The 16,374-nt window shown below is 53.8% G+C and carries 14 protein-coding genes; 8 read left to right on the top strand and 6 right to left on the bottom strand.

Annotated features, from left to right (window positions below; translation table 11 throughout):
* Positions 1-29: 29 nt before the first annotated feature.
* Positions 30-920: an ABC transporter six-transmembrane domain-containing protein gene (locus P6287_RS22670; RefSeq protein ID WP_277975107.1), complete on the bottom strand. Its 891-nt coding sequence runs from the start codon at positions 918-920 to the stop codon at positions 30-32.
* Positions 921-1,006: 86 nt separating this feature from the next.
* Between P6287_RS22670 and P6287_RS22665 the strand changes: the two genes are divergently transcribed.
* Both P6287_RS22665 and P6287_RS22660 read left to right on the top strand, forming a co-directional pair.
* Entirely contained in the window at positions 1,007-1,588 is a 582-nt protein-coding gene (locus tag P6287_RS22665; RefSeq protein WP_101761064.1) for a TetR/AcrR family transcriptional regulator, read from the top strand.
* Between the two features lie 463 nt (positions 1,589-2,051).
* The gene (locus tag P6287_RS22660) at positions 2,052-3,221 is read left to right on the top strand and encodes an ROK family transcriptional regulator (RefSeq protein ID WP_277975106.1); all 1,170 of its coding nucleotides are present in this window, start codon (positions 2,052-2,054) and stop codon (positions 3,219-3,221) included.
* An 8-nt stretch (positions 3,222-3,229) separates the two neighbouring features.
* Here the strand turns inward: P6287_RS22660 and P6287_RS22655 are convergent, their stop codons facing one another.
* Complete coding sequence (locus P6287_RS22655) at positions 3,230-4,657, bottom strand: amino acid permease (protein WP_277975105.1); 1,428 nt, start codon at positions 4,655-4,657, stop codon at positions 3,230-3,232.
* Positions 4,658-5,149: 492 nt separating this feature from the next.
* Between P6287_RS22655 and P6287_RS22650 the strand changes: the two genes are divergently transcribed.
* Positions 5,150-6,424, top strand: a complete 1,275-nt coding sequence (locus P6287_RS22650; protein WP_110866711.1) for a Glu/Leu/Phe/Val dehydrogenase — start codon at positions 5,150-5,152, stop codon at positions 6,422-6,424.
* A gap of 75 nt (positions 6,425-6,499) precedes the next feature.
* Here P6287_RS22650 and P6287_RS22645 read toward each other — a convergent pair whose 3' ends face one another.
* On the bottom strand, positions 6,500-6,790 hold the full coding sequence (locus tag P6287_RS22645) for a hypothetical protein (protein ID WP_101761060.1): 291 nt from the start codon (positions 6,788-6,790) through the stop codon (positions 6,500-6,502).
* A gap of 363 nt (positions 6,791-7,153) precedes the next feature.
* Between P6287_RS22645 and P6287_RS22640 the strand changes: the two genes are divergently transcribed.
* Positions 7,154-7,366, top strand: a complete 213-nt coding sequence (locus P6287_RS22640; RefSeq protein WP_192413270.1) for a hypothetical protein — start codon at positions 7,154-7,156, stop codon at positions 7,364-7,366.
* Positions 7,367-7,474: 108 nt separating this feature from the next.
* Here P6287_RS22640 and P6287_RS22635 read toward each other — a convergent pair whose 3' ends face one another.
* The 3 genes from P6287_RS22635 to P6287_RS22625 are packed head-to-tail and all read right to left on the bottom strand — an operon-like array spanning position 7,475 to position 11,861.
* A complete protein-coding gene (locus P6287_RS22635; RefSeq protein WP_277975104.1) occupies positions 7,475-9,277 on the bottom strand; it encodes an ABC transporter ATP-binding protein in 1,803 nt (600 codons plus the stop codon).
* Complete coding sequence (locus P6287_RS22630; RefSeq protein WP_277975103.1) at positions 9,274-10,716, bottom strand: M81 family metallopeptidase; 1,443 nt, start codon at positions 10,714-10,716, stop codon at positions 9,274-9,276. The genes P6287_RS22635 and P6287_RS22630 overlap by 4 nt, the downstream gene beginning before the upstream one ends.
* Before the next feature lie 11 nt (positions 10,717-10,727).
* The gene (locus tag P6287_RS22625) at positions 10,728-11,861 is read right to left on the bottom strand and encodes an ROK family transcriptional regulator (protein ID WP_277975102.1); all 1,134 of its coding nucleotides are present in this window, start codon (positions 11,859-11,861) and stop codon (positions 10,728-10,730) included.
* Positions 11,862-12,062: 201 nt separating this feature from the next.
* Between P6287_RS22625 and P6287_RS22620 the strand changes: the two genes are divergently transcribed.
* Genes P6287_RS22620 through P6287_RS22605 form a run of 4 tightly spaced genes read left to right on the top strand, consistent with a single transcriptional unit; the run spans position 12,063 to position 16,344 of the window.
* Positions 12,063-13,598 (top strand): ABC transporter substrate-binding protein, encoded by a 1,536-nt coding sequence (locus tag P6287_RS22620; RefSeq protein ID WP_110866715.1) that lies wholly within the window; start codon positions 12,063-12,065, stop codon positions 13,596-13,598.
* An 18-nt stretch (positions 13,599-13,616) separates the two neighbouring features.
* Complete coding sequence (locus P6287_RS22615; protein ID WP_101761054.1) at positions 13,617-14,537, top strand: ABC transporter permease; 921 nt, start codon at positions 13,617-13,619, stop codon at positions 14,535-14,537.
* Positions 14,537-15,403, top strand: a complete 867-nt coding sequence (locus P6287_RS22610) for an ABC transporter permease (protein ID WP_137387230.1) — start codon at positions 14,537-14,539, stop codon at positions 15,401-15,403. Before P6287_RS22615 ends, P6287_RS22610 begins: the two co-directional genes overlap by 1 nt.
* Entirely contained in the window at positions 15,400-16,344 is a 945-nt protein-coding gene (locus P6287_RS22605; protein ID WP_277975101.1) for an ROK family protein, read from the top strand. The genes P6287_RS22610 and P6287_RS22605 overlap by 4 nt, the downstream gene beginning before the upstream one ends.
* Positions 16,345-16,374: the final 30 nt, after the last annotated feature.

Genomic DNA, 16,374 nt, shown 5'->3' with positions numbered 1-16,374 from the left:
AGCAGTAAAATTTGCAGTGTGCGTTAGGATCAGATTTGTTCCGTATGGACGCGGCGGCCGATATCACTCAGCTGGGAGTATTTCTCCAGCAGTTGAGGGCCATTATCCAGGCTGGTAGCGAACATCCACATATAGGTCATGACCGAATAAATGTGCCCGGCACTGATCCCCGTTGTCTGCGTCATCCAGATAATGGTCAGACTAAATAGCATGGCGACAAGCACGCCGATTGACAGATATCCCATTGCTTCGCGATCGGAGAGGCGTATGCGTAATCTGGCGAGCGTGGAGTAATGTCGCTGTAAAGATAACGATGTCGCCCTGCTAACAAAATCAACCTCTTTTTCCAGCCGATTATTGAGTTTGTTATAGAGCACTTCATTTTTACGGGCAAAACCAGGCAGGAAACAGGCCAGTAAAGCCAGGATGACCAAACAGGCAATACCCGCCCAGAATTCGATAATCAGCAACATTACTGCGGCACCCATCATCGAAAACAGCGAAGTGATGAGCATAGGAAAGTGCAGTTCAAAAAAATCAACAAACTCTCTCGACAACACAACCCGTGCTGCAACGGTTGAATGATTAAAGTTATTTTTACGTTGAGTCTTAATCACGGATACCGCCAGGGCCGCATAAATCCTGGCAAAAGTGCGGGTATCAACGCTTCTGCGCGCTGCACCCAGACACCAGATAAATAAGATCAATACGCCATAGAGCATCGCATTTATCGTCTGCCCGGACATGATGGCGTTAATGGAGACGCCAGCCAGAATCGGATACAACAGATAAGTGAAGTTTTCGGCAACGACCAATAAAAAAGTAAAGAAAAGCTTTTTGCGGTAGCGGTTAGCCAGTGATTTCAGCGTGCCGGAGGCGCTTGTGGTCGGGGAGATAGCCTTTATATTTTCAGTGTTCATGAGTGGTACTTCTGTTAAAATAGAGCAAGTGCTCAATAATGGTATATGTTATTTGAGCAACCGCTCAAAGTCAACTGAGGTAAGAGATGAACGCTAAATCTGAGCTAATGAAAGAGAAAATTCTTAATGCGGTTATTGAGTTATTTACAGAGAAGGGTATTGATAAGGTTAAAACGCGAGATGTAACAGAGTATCTGGGCCTATCACGAAGCCATATTTACCATTATTTTAAAGACTGGCAGTCGCTGAGTCTCGCGGCAGTAACAAGTTTTATCAATGCAGAAATTAAGGAATTTCGTTTCATCATTCAGCCTTTATCCGCCAGGCAAAAATTGCAGGAATTTATTAACGGGATGATTACCGATGCCCCCGACCCGACCCGTAAATTATATGGTTCCTTATGGTTACTCTCTACTCATGACGAAGCTTACGCGAGTCTGATGCAAACCTTTCTGGATGAGTGGCATGAGGTGCTGGCAAACATTATACAGACAGGCATGGACGAGCAGTCGTTCCGAATTGTTGATGTGCACCGCGTAGCGCGCCAGTTGGATGCAATGCTGTTTGGTTATAGTGAGCAGATTTTAACCCTGCCATCTAAAGGCTTAGTAGAGCAGGCGAAGGAAGATATCGACGATTTTATCCATAGAAACATACTGACATGCTGATAAAACATTAATTTAGCGTGACGGCCCTGAACTGCAAGGGTGGAGCGGTCAAGACTTAGGGGCGGCAGAAGCGTTTTGCTTCAACTCTGTCTCCTGCAAGCCCCCCGGATGAATATGTTTAAATTATGAAGTGGGCTATAAAACGGGAAAAAGCTCTACTAGCAACATCCACTGCTGGGGCTAACCAAATACAAATGCAGAGCCATGCCCGTTCATCATTTATTTCAGACGACAACTCATTCATTCGTAACAGGCGCGGTTTTCGCATCGTTGTTAACCGGCCTGGTAGCCGTGGCAGGTTGGCTTTTTATCAAATAACCGTTGGGATGGTCACCAAGAGTTAAAATTATCGACATCCCTGCCTCAACCATTCACCTGCCCGAAAGGGTTGTAAAATGTGTGTGCGATCAGAGATATTGATGCGGCTATTCGCAGCGCAGGTGACGAAAGGGAAGGGAGCAAGGTGAAAACGTCGGGAACCAATCTGGAACACGCACGGGCGCACAATCGCCGCGTGATCATTGAAGCCATTCGCCTGCACGGCGAATTGACCCGCGCCGAGCTGGCTCGTCTCACCGCCCTGACGCCGCAAACCGTGTCGAATATTGTGGCGGAGCTGGAGCAGGCCGAACTGCTCACCAGCCGAGCGCCGCGCAAACAAGGACGCGGGCAACCGGCAATTCCGGTGACGCTTAATCCCGCCAGCGCCTTTTCGATCGGCATCCATCTTGATCACCAAACGCTGCTGATTGTGCTGGTGGATCTCACCGGCGAAATTCATTTTCGCCGCCTGATTCTGGTACAAAAGCCCCAGCCGGATGCCACATTAGCGCGCATCGCCGACGTGCTCAGCGAAATTAAAACGCAGCTGGGCGATCGCTGGCAGAAAGTGCTGGGCATTGGCGTGGTGATGCCCGGTCCGTTTGGTGTTGAGGGCATCTCGTCAATGGGGCCGACCACGCTGCACGGCTGGGAACAGGTGAATATCGAAGCCAAACTCGCCGCGATGAGCGGCGTGCCGGTGACGTTGGAAAACGATGCCACGGTGGCAGCAATTGGTGAGCGCTTTCATGGCGTCGCGCGTCAGCTCAATTCGTTTGTCTATCTCTACATCGGCACCGGTTTGGGCGCTGGCATCATCATGGATGGGCACGTCTATAGCGGCCATGCGCATAACGCCGGCGAAGTCGGGCATGTGGTGGTGGAGCCGGGCGGACGCGAATGTTACTGCGGCAACCACGGCTGTTTAGAACGCTATGTTTCACTGCAGGCGGCGTACGAGTTTTGCGGGCTCGATCCGATGACCGCTTTGCCGGAAGATTTGCTGGAAGTCGATCCGGCGCTGTTCGATAAATGGATCGATAGCGTGTTAACGCCGCTGCGTCAGGCGATTAACCTGCTGGAATGCATCTTCGATGCCGAAAGCGTGATAATCGGCGGCATGATGCCTGCGGTGCTGCTGGATAAAATCATGCGTCGACTGCCGCCGCTCTATCAGTCAGTGCGCGGTCGCTACCTCACCGGAACACGCGTAAAGATCGGTATGACCGGCAGCGATACCGCCGCGCTGGGTGCCGCCGCGCTGCCGATTTTCGACGAGTTCAATCCACAGTTTAACGTGTTGATGAAGTAGCGGCCTAATCATGCCGCTACCTTCACTGCCGTTTTCCGCTTCTCCTTCATCTTCCAGCAAAGCCACAGCGCAATGAACCACACCGGCGAAGCGGCTAGCGCGGCGAGCGTGTCGGAATCAAATATCATGATCACTACCGAAAACAGGAAGAACATCAGCGTCGCCCACGCCATCATCCTGCCGCCGGGCATCTTAAATTTGGATTTTTGATGCAGATCCGGACGCTGCCGGCGGTACACCAGATAAGAGACCAGAATCATACCCCAGCAATAGATCACCAGAATGGCGGCCAGCGTCGAAACGATGGTGAACAGTGTTGTCACATTCGGCACCAGGAACAGCAGCAAGGTGCCGCTCAGCATGCAGAAGCAGGAGAACAGCAGGCTGCGCAGCGGGATACGCGTGGTGCGTGAAAGAATACGAAACTGCCAGTGCGCATGCTTCTCGATCGATAAGCCGTATAACATGCGGGTGCTGGAGTAGACGCCGCTATTGGCGGAAGACATCGCCGAGGTGAGTGCGACGAAATTAATGATCGCTGCCGCCGCAGGCAAGCCGGCTTTGGCAAACAGCGTCACGAACGGGCTGGTATCCGGCGATACCCCTTGCCAGGACGTCACCGCGATGATCACCATCATCGAGAGCAAGTAGAAAATCACAATCCGCAGCGGCAGAGAGTTGATCGCGCGCGGCAAAATTTTCTCGGGATCGCGCGTTTCTGCCGTCATGGTGCCGAGCAGCTCAATGCCGGTGTAAGAGAAAATCGCGATCTGAAAACCAGCCAGAAAACCGGTGATGCCATGCGGCATGAACACCGCAGGATCGGTGAGGTTGTGCACCGAGGCTTTAACGCCATCCGGCGAGGTCCAGCCGGTAAATACCATCCATCCGCCGGTGATGATCAGCGCGATGATGGTGATCACTTTGATCAGCGCAAACCAGAATTCAGCTTCACCAAAAGCCTTCACCGACAACATGTTAAACAGACACAAAATACCGAGGGTAAATAACGCGGGTATCCACGCCGACATTTCCGGGAACCAATACTGCATATACGCGCCGCATACCACCACATCGGCGATGCAGGTTACCACCCAACTTAGCCAGTACGACCAACCGAGAAAGAAGCTGGCTTTGGGGCCGAGATAATCACTGACAAAATCGGCAAACGAGCGATAGTCGAGCCGACTAAGCAGCACTTCCCCCATTGCCCGCATCACCATATAGCTAAAAAAACCCACCAATAGGTAGATGATTAATATCGAGGTTCCGGCTACCGCAATATTGCGTCCCGCGCCCATAAACAGCCCGGTACCGATCGATCCGCCCAGCGCGATCATCTGAATATGGCGTTCGCTCAGCCCTCGCTGCAGTTTTTGCGGGGCGTCGTGAGCCCGAGCAGGCTGAATCTGCCCTTGTGTAGGTTTGTTAGACACAATGATTCCTTCAGTCTGGCGAAAAGACGCATGACGATGCCTGCCCGCAAGCATCAATGGCAAATATGGGTTGAACCTTAAAGAGGCACGTTTAAATAGATGAAAGAAAAACGAAATTAATAAAACGCTAATTCATGATGGAGGTTTCCAGCTGGGTTTTACTCATCGTGGTGGCGAGTGTTAACAAAGTCAATGCGGAAAAATAACAGTTTATTCACTTTTTGATGACCATCAAAGAACTGAAAAATAGGGATAAAATCAAAATTTATGCAATTAAGTGCATAATTAATGCATGGATATGCGCCGTATGTGGCTCTTTTTTAATGCTTAGTTATTCATTTATTCAGGCATTTTTGTGTCGAAAAAGTTAAACCCCTCTTATTTGGCCTGACCCGCTTGTCTGAAAAGGTGTTAAATTACTTTCCGTCTAGTGCAATGCATTACCTTTCCACGTCTTTTCAATATAAATAACTCTGAACCTACAGGCTTCTCATGGAAAAGTTATCTTACGCTTCTGAAAGCAGTACATCTCCCTGGACTACCTACCTGAGCCAAATTGACCGTGTTGCGCCTCATCTTGGTGAATTGTCTCGCTGGATAGAAACCCTGCGTCACCCCAAAAGAGCACTGATTGTCGACATCCCGGTGCAGATGGATGACGGCTCGATTCGCCACTTCGAAGGCTATCGCGTACAGCACAATCTCTCACGCGGGCCGGGCAAAGGGGGCGTGCGTTACCATCCTGCTGTCGATTTGAATGAAGTGATGGCGCTATCCGCCTGGATGACCATCAAGTGTGCGGCGGTTAACCTGCCTTATGGCGGCGCCAAAGGCGGCATCCGTGTCGATCCGCACTCGCTGTCTGAAGGTGAACTGGAGCGATTAACCCGCCGCTACACCAGTGAAATCGGCCTGATTATTGGCCCGCAGAAAGATATTCCCGCACCCGATGTCGGCACCAATGGCAAAGTGATGGCGTGGATGATGGATACCTACTCCATGAATCACGGCACCACCATTACCGGTGTGGTCACCGGTAAACCGATCCATCTTGGCGGCTCGTTAGGGCGTGAGAAAGCGACGGGGCGTGGCGTATTTATTACCGGTCGGGAAGTGGCACAACGCTCCAATATCACCATTGAAGGCGCACGCGTGGCGCTGCAGGGCTTTGGTAATGTCGGTAGCGAAGCCGCGCGTCTGTTCGCCGAAGCCGGTGCGCGTGTGGTGGTGATTCAGGATCACACCGCAACCTTACTCAACGAAGGCGGTATTGACTTAGCCGCGTTGACTGCATGGCAGATCGAACATAAACAGATTGCTGGCTTCCCTGGCGCGCGAGAGATCGACAGAGAGCAGTTCTGGACCACCGCCATGGATATTCTGATCCCGGCGGCGCTGGAAGGACAAATTACCCGCGAGCGCGCAGAAGTTATTAGTGCCAAACTGGTACTGGAAGGGGCAAACGGCCCAACTTATCCGGATGCAGATGATATGCTCGCGAGTCGCGGCGTGCAGGTGGTGCCAGACGTAATCTGTAACGCTGGCGGGGTAACGGTGAGTTACTTCGAATGGGTGCAGGATATGGCGAGTTTCTTCTGGAGCGAAGATGAGATTAACCAGCGTATGGACCGCATCATGACCGAAGCCATGGTTCACGTTTGGGACAAGGCCGCCGAAAAGCGCTGCTCGCTGCGCACTGCCGCTTATATCGTTGCCTGCGAACGTATTTTACTGGCACGTAAAGATCGCGGTATTTATCCGGGCTAATTAATTATATTTTAAGTTTATTTAAATTAAAGGATAAACGCCTTCGTAGTGGGCAGAGGGCGTTTATCTTCGCTATTAAGCGAGGTTTACGCCGCGTAAACCTGACCAGCACCTTGCGGCGGATTGAGTAATCATCACCGAAGGATCCTCACTGAACTCGCTCACCAAAGTGACCACCCGGTCGGTTAAACTCCTTATATTCTCGCTGCCTACATAAACGTATTCATTGGTGGGTAACACATAAGTGTAGCCTTTCTCGCACACCAAGCTACGCGCGAAACCATTCTCAAGCATCGCATAGAGCAATTCAATTTGCGCGCCAGCGGTGGGTTCTTTCAATTCGATACGGATAGTATAACTGAGCATGATATTATCTCCGGTGGCTTAATTTAAGTTTACTTAAGTTTAATTGACCAGAAATGAATTTCATTTTTTTAAGATAAATCTTAGCGGGAATTTATAAGTGATGACCGCCGTTAACAGTAAATGTTGGCCCTATTAAGCGCAGCGACAAAAGGGGGCTAAATAATAGTTATTAAATTACTCTTTTATTACGTTCGGCTTAAATAAGTTTATTTTTAATTAAAGACAGCCGACTCCACGCAGACTATAATTATTTTATGGCTCATTTTGAGCTGATTACTAAAAAATGTACAAATAGTATCCGCAACGGGCGATTTTAAAGATTTTTATTAATTAGTATTTATCTCTGCCCATGAGGAGTAGCGGATGAACTTAAGCATCACGGATTTTTATGTCTTTAGTCAGGCAGATACAGAAGGGTGCTGCAATCTGCACCGCGATAGTTGCCGCCTGGCTCCTGCCTATGATAATCGTGTGTTCATGGGATCGTTTTATTCTCCTGACCATGCCTGGCAATATTTCCATACGCATTATCCCGACTGCCGAGCGGTATTTTGCCTGTTGTGTATGAAACAATAATGCGGGAAACATTCTGCACGGATCGATAGGTAATCACAGATTGTCGCAGGGTCGCCATTCATGGCGACCTGCTTCCATGTGCGCATTAATACGCACCCTAAAAAGCGCTTACTCCATTACCCAATGCCCCTCACTCACCTCACGGTAACGTCGCGCTTCGGGCACAAATCCCAATGCACGCACCGGGCTTTTCAGCTCGCTGATGTCAATCTGGCGCTTCACATGACGTCGCGCCGGATCGGGCACCGGCACCGACGACAGTAATTTGCGCGTGTAATCATGCTGCGGATTTTCAAATATTGCCGCGCGCGGGCCGATCTCGACGATTTCACCCAGCAGCATCACCGCCACGCGATGACTGATGCGCTCAACCACCGCCATATCGTGGGAAATAAACAGATACGACAAGCCGAGGCCTTGTTGCAGGTCGAGCAGCAGATTGATGATTTGCGCTTTCACCGTGACATCCAGCGCCGATACCGATTCATCGGCGATGATTATTTTCGGATCGAGCATCAGCGCGCGAGCGATGCAGATACGCTGGCGCTGGCCGCCGGAAAATTCGTGCGGATAGCGTTTCATCATGTCAGCGGATAACCCGACACGCTCCATCAGCGAGGCGGCTTTCGTGCGCGCCTCGGTTTTGCTGCCTAAACGATGTTGCAGAAAAGGCTCGGTAAGCGCTTCCAGCACCGACATGCGCGGATTGAGGCTGGCAAATGGATCCTGAAAAATCATCTGCATGGCGCGGCGCAAAGTGCGCAGCTCATGAACAGAAAGATTCAGTACGTCGTAACCATCAAAGGCCACTTCACCCGCGTCGGGTGTGACGAGGCGCGTCAGTGAACGTCCGGTGGTGGATTTTCCACAGCCCGATTCACCAACCAGCGACAAGGTTTCGCCCGGCATTAGATCAAACGAGATGTTCTCCACCGCATGTACCGCGCCGGTTTTGCGGCTGAATACGCCTTCGTGGATGCTGAAGCGGGTGCTGAGATTTTTCACCGACAGCAGCGGCTGCTGCGATGTCGATACAGGGTTGGTCTCAGATGCGTCGCGCGGGTCAAAGGAAAACTTACGCGGCCCAGCAATGCCGCGCATTGCACCAAGCTGCGGCACGGTCGCAATCAGCGTGCGGGTGTAATCGGCAGCGGGCGCGGAAAAAATCGCGGCGGTGGTGCCGGTTTCCATCACATCGCCTTGATACATCACCAGCGTGCGATCCGACACTTCTGCCACCACGCCCATATCGTGGGTGATAAACAGCACCGCCGTGCCTTCCTCTTCCTGCAACGTCTTGATCAGGTCAAGAATCTGCCCCTGAATGGTGACGTCCAGCGCGGTGGTCGGTTCATCGGCAATCAGCAGTTTTGGCCGCAGCGCCAGCGCCATCGCAATCATCACGCGCTGGCGCATGCCGCCGGAAAAGTGGTGCGGATAATCATTGAAGCGTTTCGCCGCGTTGGGAATACGCACTTTCTCCAGCAGCCGAATGGTCTCTTCACGCGCGACGCGTTTACTGATTTTGCGGTGATTGATCAGCGCCTCAGCAATTTGATTGCCGATGGTGAACGACGGATTCAGGCTGGTCATCGGCTCCTGAAAAATCATCGCCACCGCATTGCCGCGAATGTCACGCATGGCGGATTCGCTCAGCGTCAGCAGATCGACGCCGTTCAGCAGCACTTTGCCGCTGACGCGCGCGTGGCGCATGTTGAGTAAGCGCATGATCGCCATCGAGGTGACGCTTTTCCCCGAACCGGATTCACCGACAATCGCCAGCGTTTCACCGGCATTAACGGTGAGCGACAGGTTCTTTACCACCTCGCGCCAGTGATCCTCAACGCGAAAGGCGACGGTCAGATTTTCGATGCGCAGCACCGGTTCGACTGCTGAAGCGGGCGCGTTCATTTCGCTGCCATAAAGCGTGCCGATAAGTGGCTAACCGGCAGATAAGTGAAATCGGTATCGAACGGATAGGCGGGCTGCAATTTGCGCTGGCGAGTTAAGCGTTCCACATATTGATCGACTACGCCTTCCGACAGCGCCATCAGGTTGGGATTGGCCAGCGGGGCCAGCTCCGGCGACAAATAACCGGACTTCACTACCACGATTTTAGCCGCTGCAGGATTGAGGCCGAGCAGGGCGAAATCCGCCAGGTTGTGATAGGGACGGCGACGGTCGGCGACCACCAGCGTGATGCCGTCGGTTTGCAGCAGCGCCTGTTTCGCCAGCGAACGCGCATCATCGCTGAGATGTTTCACCACAAATTCGGCCTGCACTTTGCCGCCGGCCGGATCGAGTGATGCGCCGACATTCAGCGTTAAGCTTGCGCCAACGCCAGCAGCAAAGGCCGCGTCAGTGGCCGGTTTATCGGTGATACCAGCCACGATCACCTGCTGCGCACCCTGGCGAATCAGTTCCGCCAACACATCCGCGCGATCGCCGACGCCACCGCCGGTGGGATTATCCCCAGAATCAGCCAGAATCACCGGCGCAGTTTCGCTGGCGATGGCCATGCTGACGCACTCTTCAATGCTGCCGGTGACGCAGCCAAAACTGAATTCATCGCGCGCCTGCCAGTAAGCCAGCGCCAGTTTAGCCGCCTGTTCCGCCAGCACATCGGCATCGGTGCCGGTCATGATCGCGGCGGCGGTAGCGCGCGGTTCATCGGCCCAGACGTAACCGACCATCAGCGACGCATCCCAGATGTGCTCCAGCTGGTTTATCGCGGGCAAACGCGCATACAAACTTTTCGCCGGTTCATCTTCGGTGCTGGTGCGTTCACCGGGTAACACCACCGGAATCGGCGCCCACACCACGCCGGGTTTGACGCCGGTTTGCAGGCTTTTCACCAGCATCGATACCGAGCGGCGCATGGTCTCTTCCACATCAATGTGCGGCGCAGTGCGATAGGTCGAGAACATGTCAATGGCATCGATGATGCGTTGCGTAACGTTGCCGTGCAGATCGTAGCTGACGGTGATCGGGCACTCCGCGCCGACCAGCTCGCGCGTGGCGCTGATCCAGTCGCCTTCGGCATCTTCCATGCCTTCAACATAAACCGCACCGTGCATCGCGAGATAAACGCCATCCACCGGCAAATGTGCCGCGAGGCGCGTCAGGAAATCCTGCTTAAAATCGTCGTAGGTGACGCGCGCCACCGGACCACCAGCGATGGCGCGCGCGTGGAAGGTCGGCAGAAACTCGGCATCATAATCCTGCAAAAAGGCGAAATAAGGATTGGTGGTCAGTTCATCCCCGCGCACGATGCGGAAGTCGTCGGCATAATTCAGCACCGGATTATAAGTACTGCACTCAGTATGAATGCCACCAAAAGCAATGCGCATAGCAGCCTCCGCTAGTCGGGTAAGTGAATGATAAAACGATACGCCGCCACACTGGCTGCGGCTCTGGCCCAGCTCTCTTCGTTGATCACCATGCTGGCGATCGGTGTTTTGCCGATAATCGACGGCAGCACATGGCTGTCGATGGCCTGCATCACCACGGTTTTCAGTAAGCCATCAAACGCATTGGGCTGATGCGCAATCACAATCAACTCGGGATCGTTCATCTGGATAATATTGGCGATGGATAAGCCCAGCGCATGACCGGCCTGATGCAAAATGGCAATCGCCGCGCTGTTACCTTTCACCGCCAGCGCTTCCAGTTCGGTAATCGATTCACTCTCCAGCGCTTTATCACGCACGCTTTCGCGGATGGCGGTTAACGAGGCCAGCGTATCGAGGCAGCCGCGTTTGCCGCAGCGGCAGGGACGTCCGCCGGGCTCGATGGTGCAGTGGGCGATTTCACCGGCAGCGCCGTGTGCGCCCCGATGTAGTTGGCCCTGAAAGAAGTGCGCCGACCCAATGCCGTCACCGTGCGAGATCAGGGTGAAGTTGCGCGCCTTTTTTGCCACGCCGAAAATCTTCTCGCTTACCGCCAGCGCTTTGGCATCGTTTTCTAACGACACTTCCAGCCCGGTTTGCTGTTTCAGCAGTTCCGCCAGCGGCACGTTCTTCCAGCCCAGCAGCGCCGACTGCACGCAAATCGCCTGATGCTCATCGACAAAGCCGGAAAGCGTCACGCCCAGGCCAATCAGCTGATCCTGCGTAATTGATTTCTGCGCAATCAGGTCCGGGATCGCCGCTGCAATGGTTTTGGCCAGCTGCGGCGGATCGAGATTCAACGGCATCTGGGTGGCGGCCAGCGTGCGGCCGTGCATATCAATCAGCACCAATACCACGCGTTCGTCCAGCAGCGAGGCACCGAGAAAATAGGCGCTGTCGGCACGCATTTTTAATAACACCGATGGGCGACCCTGGCCGCTGGATTCCGGAATACTCTCTTCCAGCAATCCGGCCTGCAGCATCTCTTTCACCAGCGTGCTAATTGCGGCTTTGCTTAATTTCATTTTTTCCGCAAGCACGGTGCGGCTCATGCCATGCGACGCAATAAGCAAGCGCAGAATTTGTTGCTGGTGGGCATTGAGCATTAAGGTTCTCACAGCGTTAGCACTATGCGCTGACAATAATAAGGACAGAAAACAAATACAACGCTATTTAGTTAAATTTCTGAATGCAGATCTGATTATAAGTAAATTATATGAACCAACCTATTGGCTTTTGTTTGGTGAGTGTGGCTTATATAGCGTGGATATTTCACCGATAGTTTCAATGATTCATTGAGGGCCTTCATGGAAAGCAAAAATAAGCATTTCAAGGTACTGACGCTGGCTGGCTGTTTACTGGCGTCGATGGCGAGCGCCTCCGTTTTTGCCAGCCAGCTGGTGATCATGCAGAACGAACCACCGCGCAGCATGGATCCTGGCAACCAAACCGCGACCTTTACCGGCACGGTGCTGGACCCAATGTACGAAGGCCTGACGCGTCTCGGTGATGACGGCAAAATCATTCCGGCATTGGCATTATCCTGGACATCCGATGACAGCGGACTTAACTGGACCTTTACCCTGCGACCCAATGTGAAATTCCACGACGGCACGCCCTTTAATGCCGATGCGGTAGTGGAAAACTTCCAGCGTCATTTGAATACGCAGCGCGGTTTAGCGGGTAGTGGGAAAATTCGCACCTTTATTCAGGACGTGAAGAAAAAAGACGATCTTACCGTCACGTTTCAGCTGAAAAAAATCAATCCGGCTTTTTTAACTGTTTTAGCCTCCGGCCCAGGATTAATGGTGAGCCCAAAAGCGGACAAGGCGGGCAGTATTAACAATAAAGCCGACGGCACCGGGCCTTATAAACTGGTGCAGTACAAATCCGGTGAATATGTACTTGAACAAAAGAATCCCGACTATTGGGGAAAATCTTCCGGGCCGGATGAAATTAAATGGACGTGGAGCAGCGAGCCTTCGGTGATGAATATGGCGCTGCAATCGGGTCAGGTTGATATTATTAACCCGGTGCCGCCGCAGTTTGCCGGCATGTTGAAAAACAACGCCAACGTAAATCTTAAACAGTCGCCGGGCGCGGCGGTGTTCTGGGTCGATCTCAATACCCAAAGCAAAGCGCTGAGCGATGTGCGCGTGCGTCAGGCGCTGAATTTCGCCACCGACCAGCAGGCGCTGGTGAAAGCCATCATGTTTGGTTATGCGCAACCGGCAAACTCCGCGTTGGCACCGGTCGATCCCAACTACGACAAAAGCTTGCATGACTATCCCTACGATCTGCAAAAAGCCAAAGATTTGCTGAAAGCGGCGGGCTACGCCGACGGTTTCCCGATGTCGATTGCGGTGCAGGCGCCGGATGCGCGTACCGCACAAGTGCTGCAGGGCATGTGGGGCAAAATCGGCGTGAAACTTAACGTGCGCCAGATGGAGAGCGGCGTGTGGACCAAAGCGGCATTTGCTGATGGCAAAGAGAAAGCCGCGCAGGGCACCGATGCGGTGCTGGCGTCCTGGTCTTCCGGTTTATATGGCTCGGATCTGCAGCTCCGTCCGCTGTATCACACCAGCAGCTTTGCGCCGGGCGGGGCCAATCTGGGCTTCTTCAGCGACAAGCAAACCGATGATCTGATCGATACCGCCGCATCCACACTCGACGATGCCAAACGCAAAGATCTCTATTTCCAGGCGCAAAAACAGATCAGCGGATTAGCGCCGCAGGTGCTGCTGTTCTATCAGGACGATCTCTATGCCGCACGTAAAAATATCAGCGGCGTGGTTATGCAGCCGGGCGGACAAATCGTCGTGCGCGACGCAGTGAAGCAATAACCTCATGGCTGATGTGATATGAAAGCGTATGTCGCAAAAAAGGTGCTTTCGCTGCCGTTAATCATTTTCGGCGTGTCGATTATCGTGTTTATCGCCATCCGCGCGCTGCCGGGCGATCCGGCGCGGCTGATGGCGGGACCGGAAGCGCCGCAGGAAGCGGTGGACAGTATGCGCGTGCGGCTGGGGCTCGATCAGCCGCTGCCGCTGCAATACGTCAGGTTCGCGGCGGAAGCGCTGCACGGCAACCTTGGCTTGTCGTTGCAGTCGCAGCGTCCGGTGATGACGGAGATCAGCGAGCGTTTGCCGTACACCTTATCGCTGGCGGCGCTGGCGTATCTGCTGGCGATTGCGATAGGTGTTCCGGCGGGCATGACTGGCGCCATTTATCGCCAGCGGATTCCGGATCAAATCGTGATGGTGTTGACCATTGCCGGTGCGTCGATTGCCAACTTCTGGCTGGCGCTACTGGCGATGAATTACTTCGCGGTCGAGTTGGGCTGGTTACCGCTGCTGGGCGCCGATTCGTGGAAAAACTACATCATGCCCACGGTTACGCTGGCAATCCTGCCGATGGCGATGATCGCCCGCATGACGCGTTCCAGCATGCTGGATGTGCTGAGTCAGGATTACATCCGTACCGCCAAAGCCAAGGGATTATCCTCCGCCAGCATTAACTGGAAGCATGCGCTGCGAAATGCACTGATCCCGATTGTCACCATTGTGGCGCTCAACTTCGGCAGCTTGATTGGCGGCGCGGTGGTCACTGAATCGGTGTTCAATTGGCCGGGCATTGGCCGCTTGCTGGTGGATTCGGTGCGCTACCGCGATTATCCGGTGATTCAGGGCGTGACGCTGGTGGCCGTGACTGGCGTGGTGCTGATGAATCTGGTGGGCGAAATCCTGATTGGCTTGCTCAATCCAAAAATAAGGTTCGACTGATGAACAGCATTGATACTTCCGTGCTGCCGCCGCGTTCGCGCAGCCGACACCTGATCAGCACTTTACTGGCAAATCCGTCCATTGCCATCGGCGGTGCGTTAGTGCTGCTGGTGGTGCTCGCTGCTGCGCTGGCTCCGCTGATTACCCATTGGGATCCGGTGGAGCAGGATCTGCTCAACACCTTGCAAGCGCCATCGGCCGCGCACTGGTTTGGCACCGACGATTATGGCCGCGATATTTTTTCGCGCGTGATTTACGGCGCGCGTATCACGCTGTTTGAAGTGAGCCTCAGCGTCGCGATCTCCATGGTGATCGGTATTCCGCTCGGCATCATTTCCGGCTTAGCGGGACGCAAGATGGATGCGCTGATCATGTGGGTAATGGATATCATCTTCGCCTTTCCCGGCATCGTGCTGGCGATTTTGATCGTTAGCGTGCTCGGCGAAGGACTGACCAATATGCTGATCGCCATTTCACTGTTTTCGATTCCGGTGTATGCGCGTCTGAGCCGCAACCTGACGCTGGGGCTGAAAAACATGGAGTACATCGAAGCGGCGCATATGCTCGGGGTGCGCTATCCGCGCATCATTACGCACTACATTCTGCGCAACTCAATTGGACCGCTGATTGTGCAATCCACACTGACGGCGGGCGCGGTGGTGCTGTCCGCCGCCAGTTTGTCCTTCCTCGGTTTAGGCGTGCAGCCACCGATGCCGGAGTGGGGCACCATGATGAGCGATGGGCGCAACTTCCTCGGCCTGAATATTTATGTGTCACTCTTCCCCGGATTGGCGATTTTGATTACCGTGCTGGGCTTCAATGTGCTGGGCGACGGTTTGCGTGATGTGATGGATAAACGTTTATGAGAAGACAATCTGCGGTGATTTGCCTCGATCTGGGCGGCTCTTTTATCAAGCTAGGCGTGATGAATGCGCAGGATCAATTAATCCTGCTCGATCAGCACAAAATTCCGGCTAGCAGCTGGGACGATTTTACCGCGCTGGTGAGTCGCATGTTAGCCCAGCATCACCTGCAGTTTACCGCCAGCAGTGCAGTAGCGATCTCCACCGCAGGCATTGTGGCACCCGACTCTGGCGAGATATTTGCCAGCAATATTCCCGCGTTTCACCAGCGCAGTTTGGCGAACGAGCTGGGCGCGCTGCTGCAACGCCAGGTGATTGTGCATAACGATGCCGACTGCTTCACGCTGGCGGAAGCGCTGGCGGGCGCGGGAAAAGGTCACAAAGTGGTGTTTGGCGCGATTCTGGGTTCGGGCGTTGGCGGCGGATTGGTGGCAGATGGCCGCATCATTACCGGGCAAAACGGATTGACCGGCGAATGGGGACATGGGCCGATCACGTTAACCGAAGTGGAGATTGATGGCGTCACGCGGCGACTGCCGCGAAAGGCGTGTCCATGCGGGCAAAAGGGCTGTCTTGACAGCTACGGCGGTGCGCGGGGGCTGGAAAATCTGCATCAGACGTTGCATGACCGCACGGCGAGCAGCATTGAGATCATCGAATGCTGGCAGCAGCAGGATGCGCTGGCGCAGCAAACCGTTCAGGCATGGCTGCAAATTGTCGGTCAGCCGCTGGCATACACCATCAATATCACCGGCGCGTCGCGCGTGGCGGTGGGCGGCGGATTGGCGTCGGTGGCTCCGCTGATCGCGGCGTTAGATGAGGTGGTGCAGGGTTACGTATTACGCCGCACCGCACATCGTCTGGTGGTGCCAGGTGAGTTCGCGCATCACGGCGGCATGATGGGCGCAGCGCTGTTGGCGCTGCAGAATACGCATACTCCTTAGCGGCGCGATTTATCGCGCAATGAATTGCGC

It is taken from the genome of Pantoea sp. X85 (assembly GCF_029623675.1).
GTDB classification, from domain to species: Bacteria; Pseudomonadota; Gammaproteobacteria; order Enterobacterales; family Enterobacteriaceae; genus Pantoea; species Pantoea leporis.
This window is presented reverse-complemented; position numbering and strand designations above follow the sequence as displayed.

Excerpts from the sequence above, each read along its gene's own strand:
- P6287_RS22670 (WP_277975107.1), bottom strand. The coding sequence starts at position 920 with ATGAACACTGAAAATATAAAGGCTATCTCCCCGACCACAAGCGCCTCC.
- P6287_RS22665 (WP_101761064.1), top strand. The coding sequence starts at position 1,007 with ATGAACGCTAAATCTGAGCTAATGAAAGAGAAAATTCTTAATGCGGTT.
- P6287_RS22650 (WP_110866711.1), top strand. The coding sequence starts at position 5,150 with ATGGAAAAGTTATCTTACGCTTCTGAAAGCAGTACATCTCCCTGGACT.
- P6287_RS22645 (WP_101761060.1), bottom strand. The coding sequence starts at position 6,790 with ATGCTCAGTTATACTATCCGTATCGAATTGAAAGAACCCACCGCTGGC.
- P6287_RS22640 (WP_192413270.1), top strand. The coding sequence starts at position 7,154 with ATGAACTTAAGCATCACGGATTTTTATGTCTTTAGTCAGGCAGATACA.
- P6287_RS22635 (WP_277975104.1), bottom strand. The coding sequence starts at position 9,277 with ATGAACGCGCCCGCTTCAGCAGTCGAACCGGTGCTGCGCATCGAAAAT.
- P6287_RS22630 (WP_277975103.1), bottom strand. The coding sequence starts at position 10,716 with ATGCGCATTGCTTTTGGTGGCATTCATACTGAGTGCAGTACTTATAAT.
- P6287_RS22625 (WP_277975102.1), bottom strand. The coding sequence starts at position 11,861 with ATGCTCAATGCCCACCAGCAACAAATTCTGCGCTTGCTTATTGCGTCG.
- P6287_RS22620 (WP_110866715.1), top strand. The coding sequence starts at position 12,063 with ATGGAAAGCAAAAATAAGCATTTCAAGGTACTGACGCTGGCTGGCTGT.
- P6287_RS22615 (WP_101761054.1), top strand. The coding sequence starts at position 13,617 with ATGAAAGCGTATGTCGCAAAAAAGGTGCTTTCGCTGCCGTTAATCATT.
- P6287_RS22610 (WP_137387230.1), top strand. The coding sequence starts at position 14,537 with ATGAACAGCATTGATACTTCCGTGCTGCCGCCGCGTTCGCGCAGCCGA.
- P6287_RS22605 (WP_277975101.1), top strand. The coding sequence starts at position 15,400 with ATGAGAAGACAATCTGCGGTGATTTGCCTCGATCTGGGCGGCTCTTTT.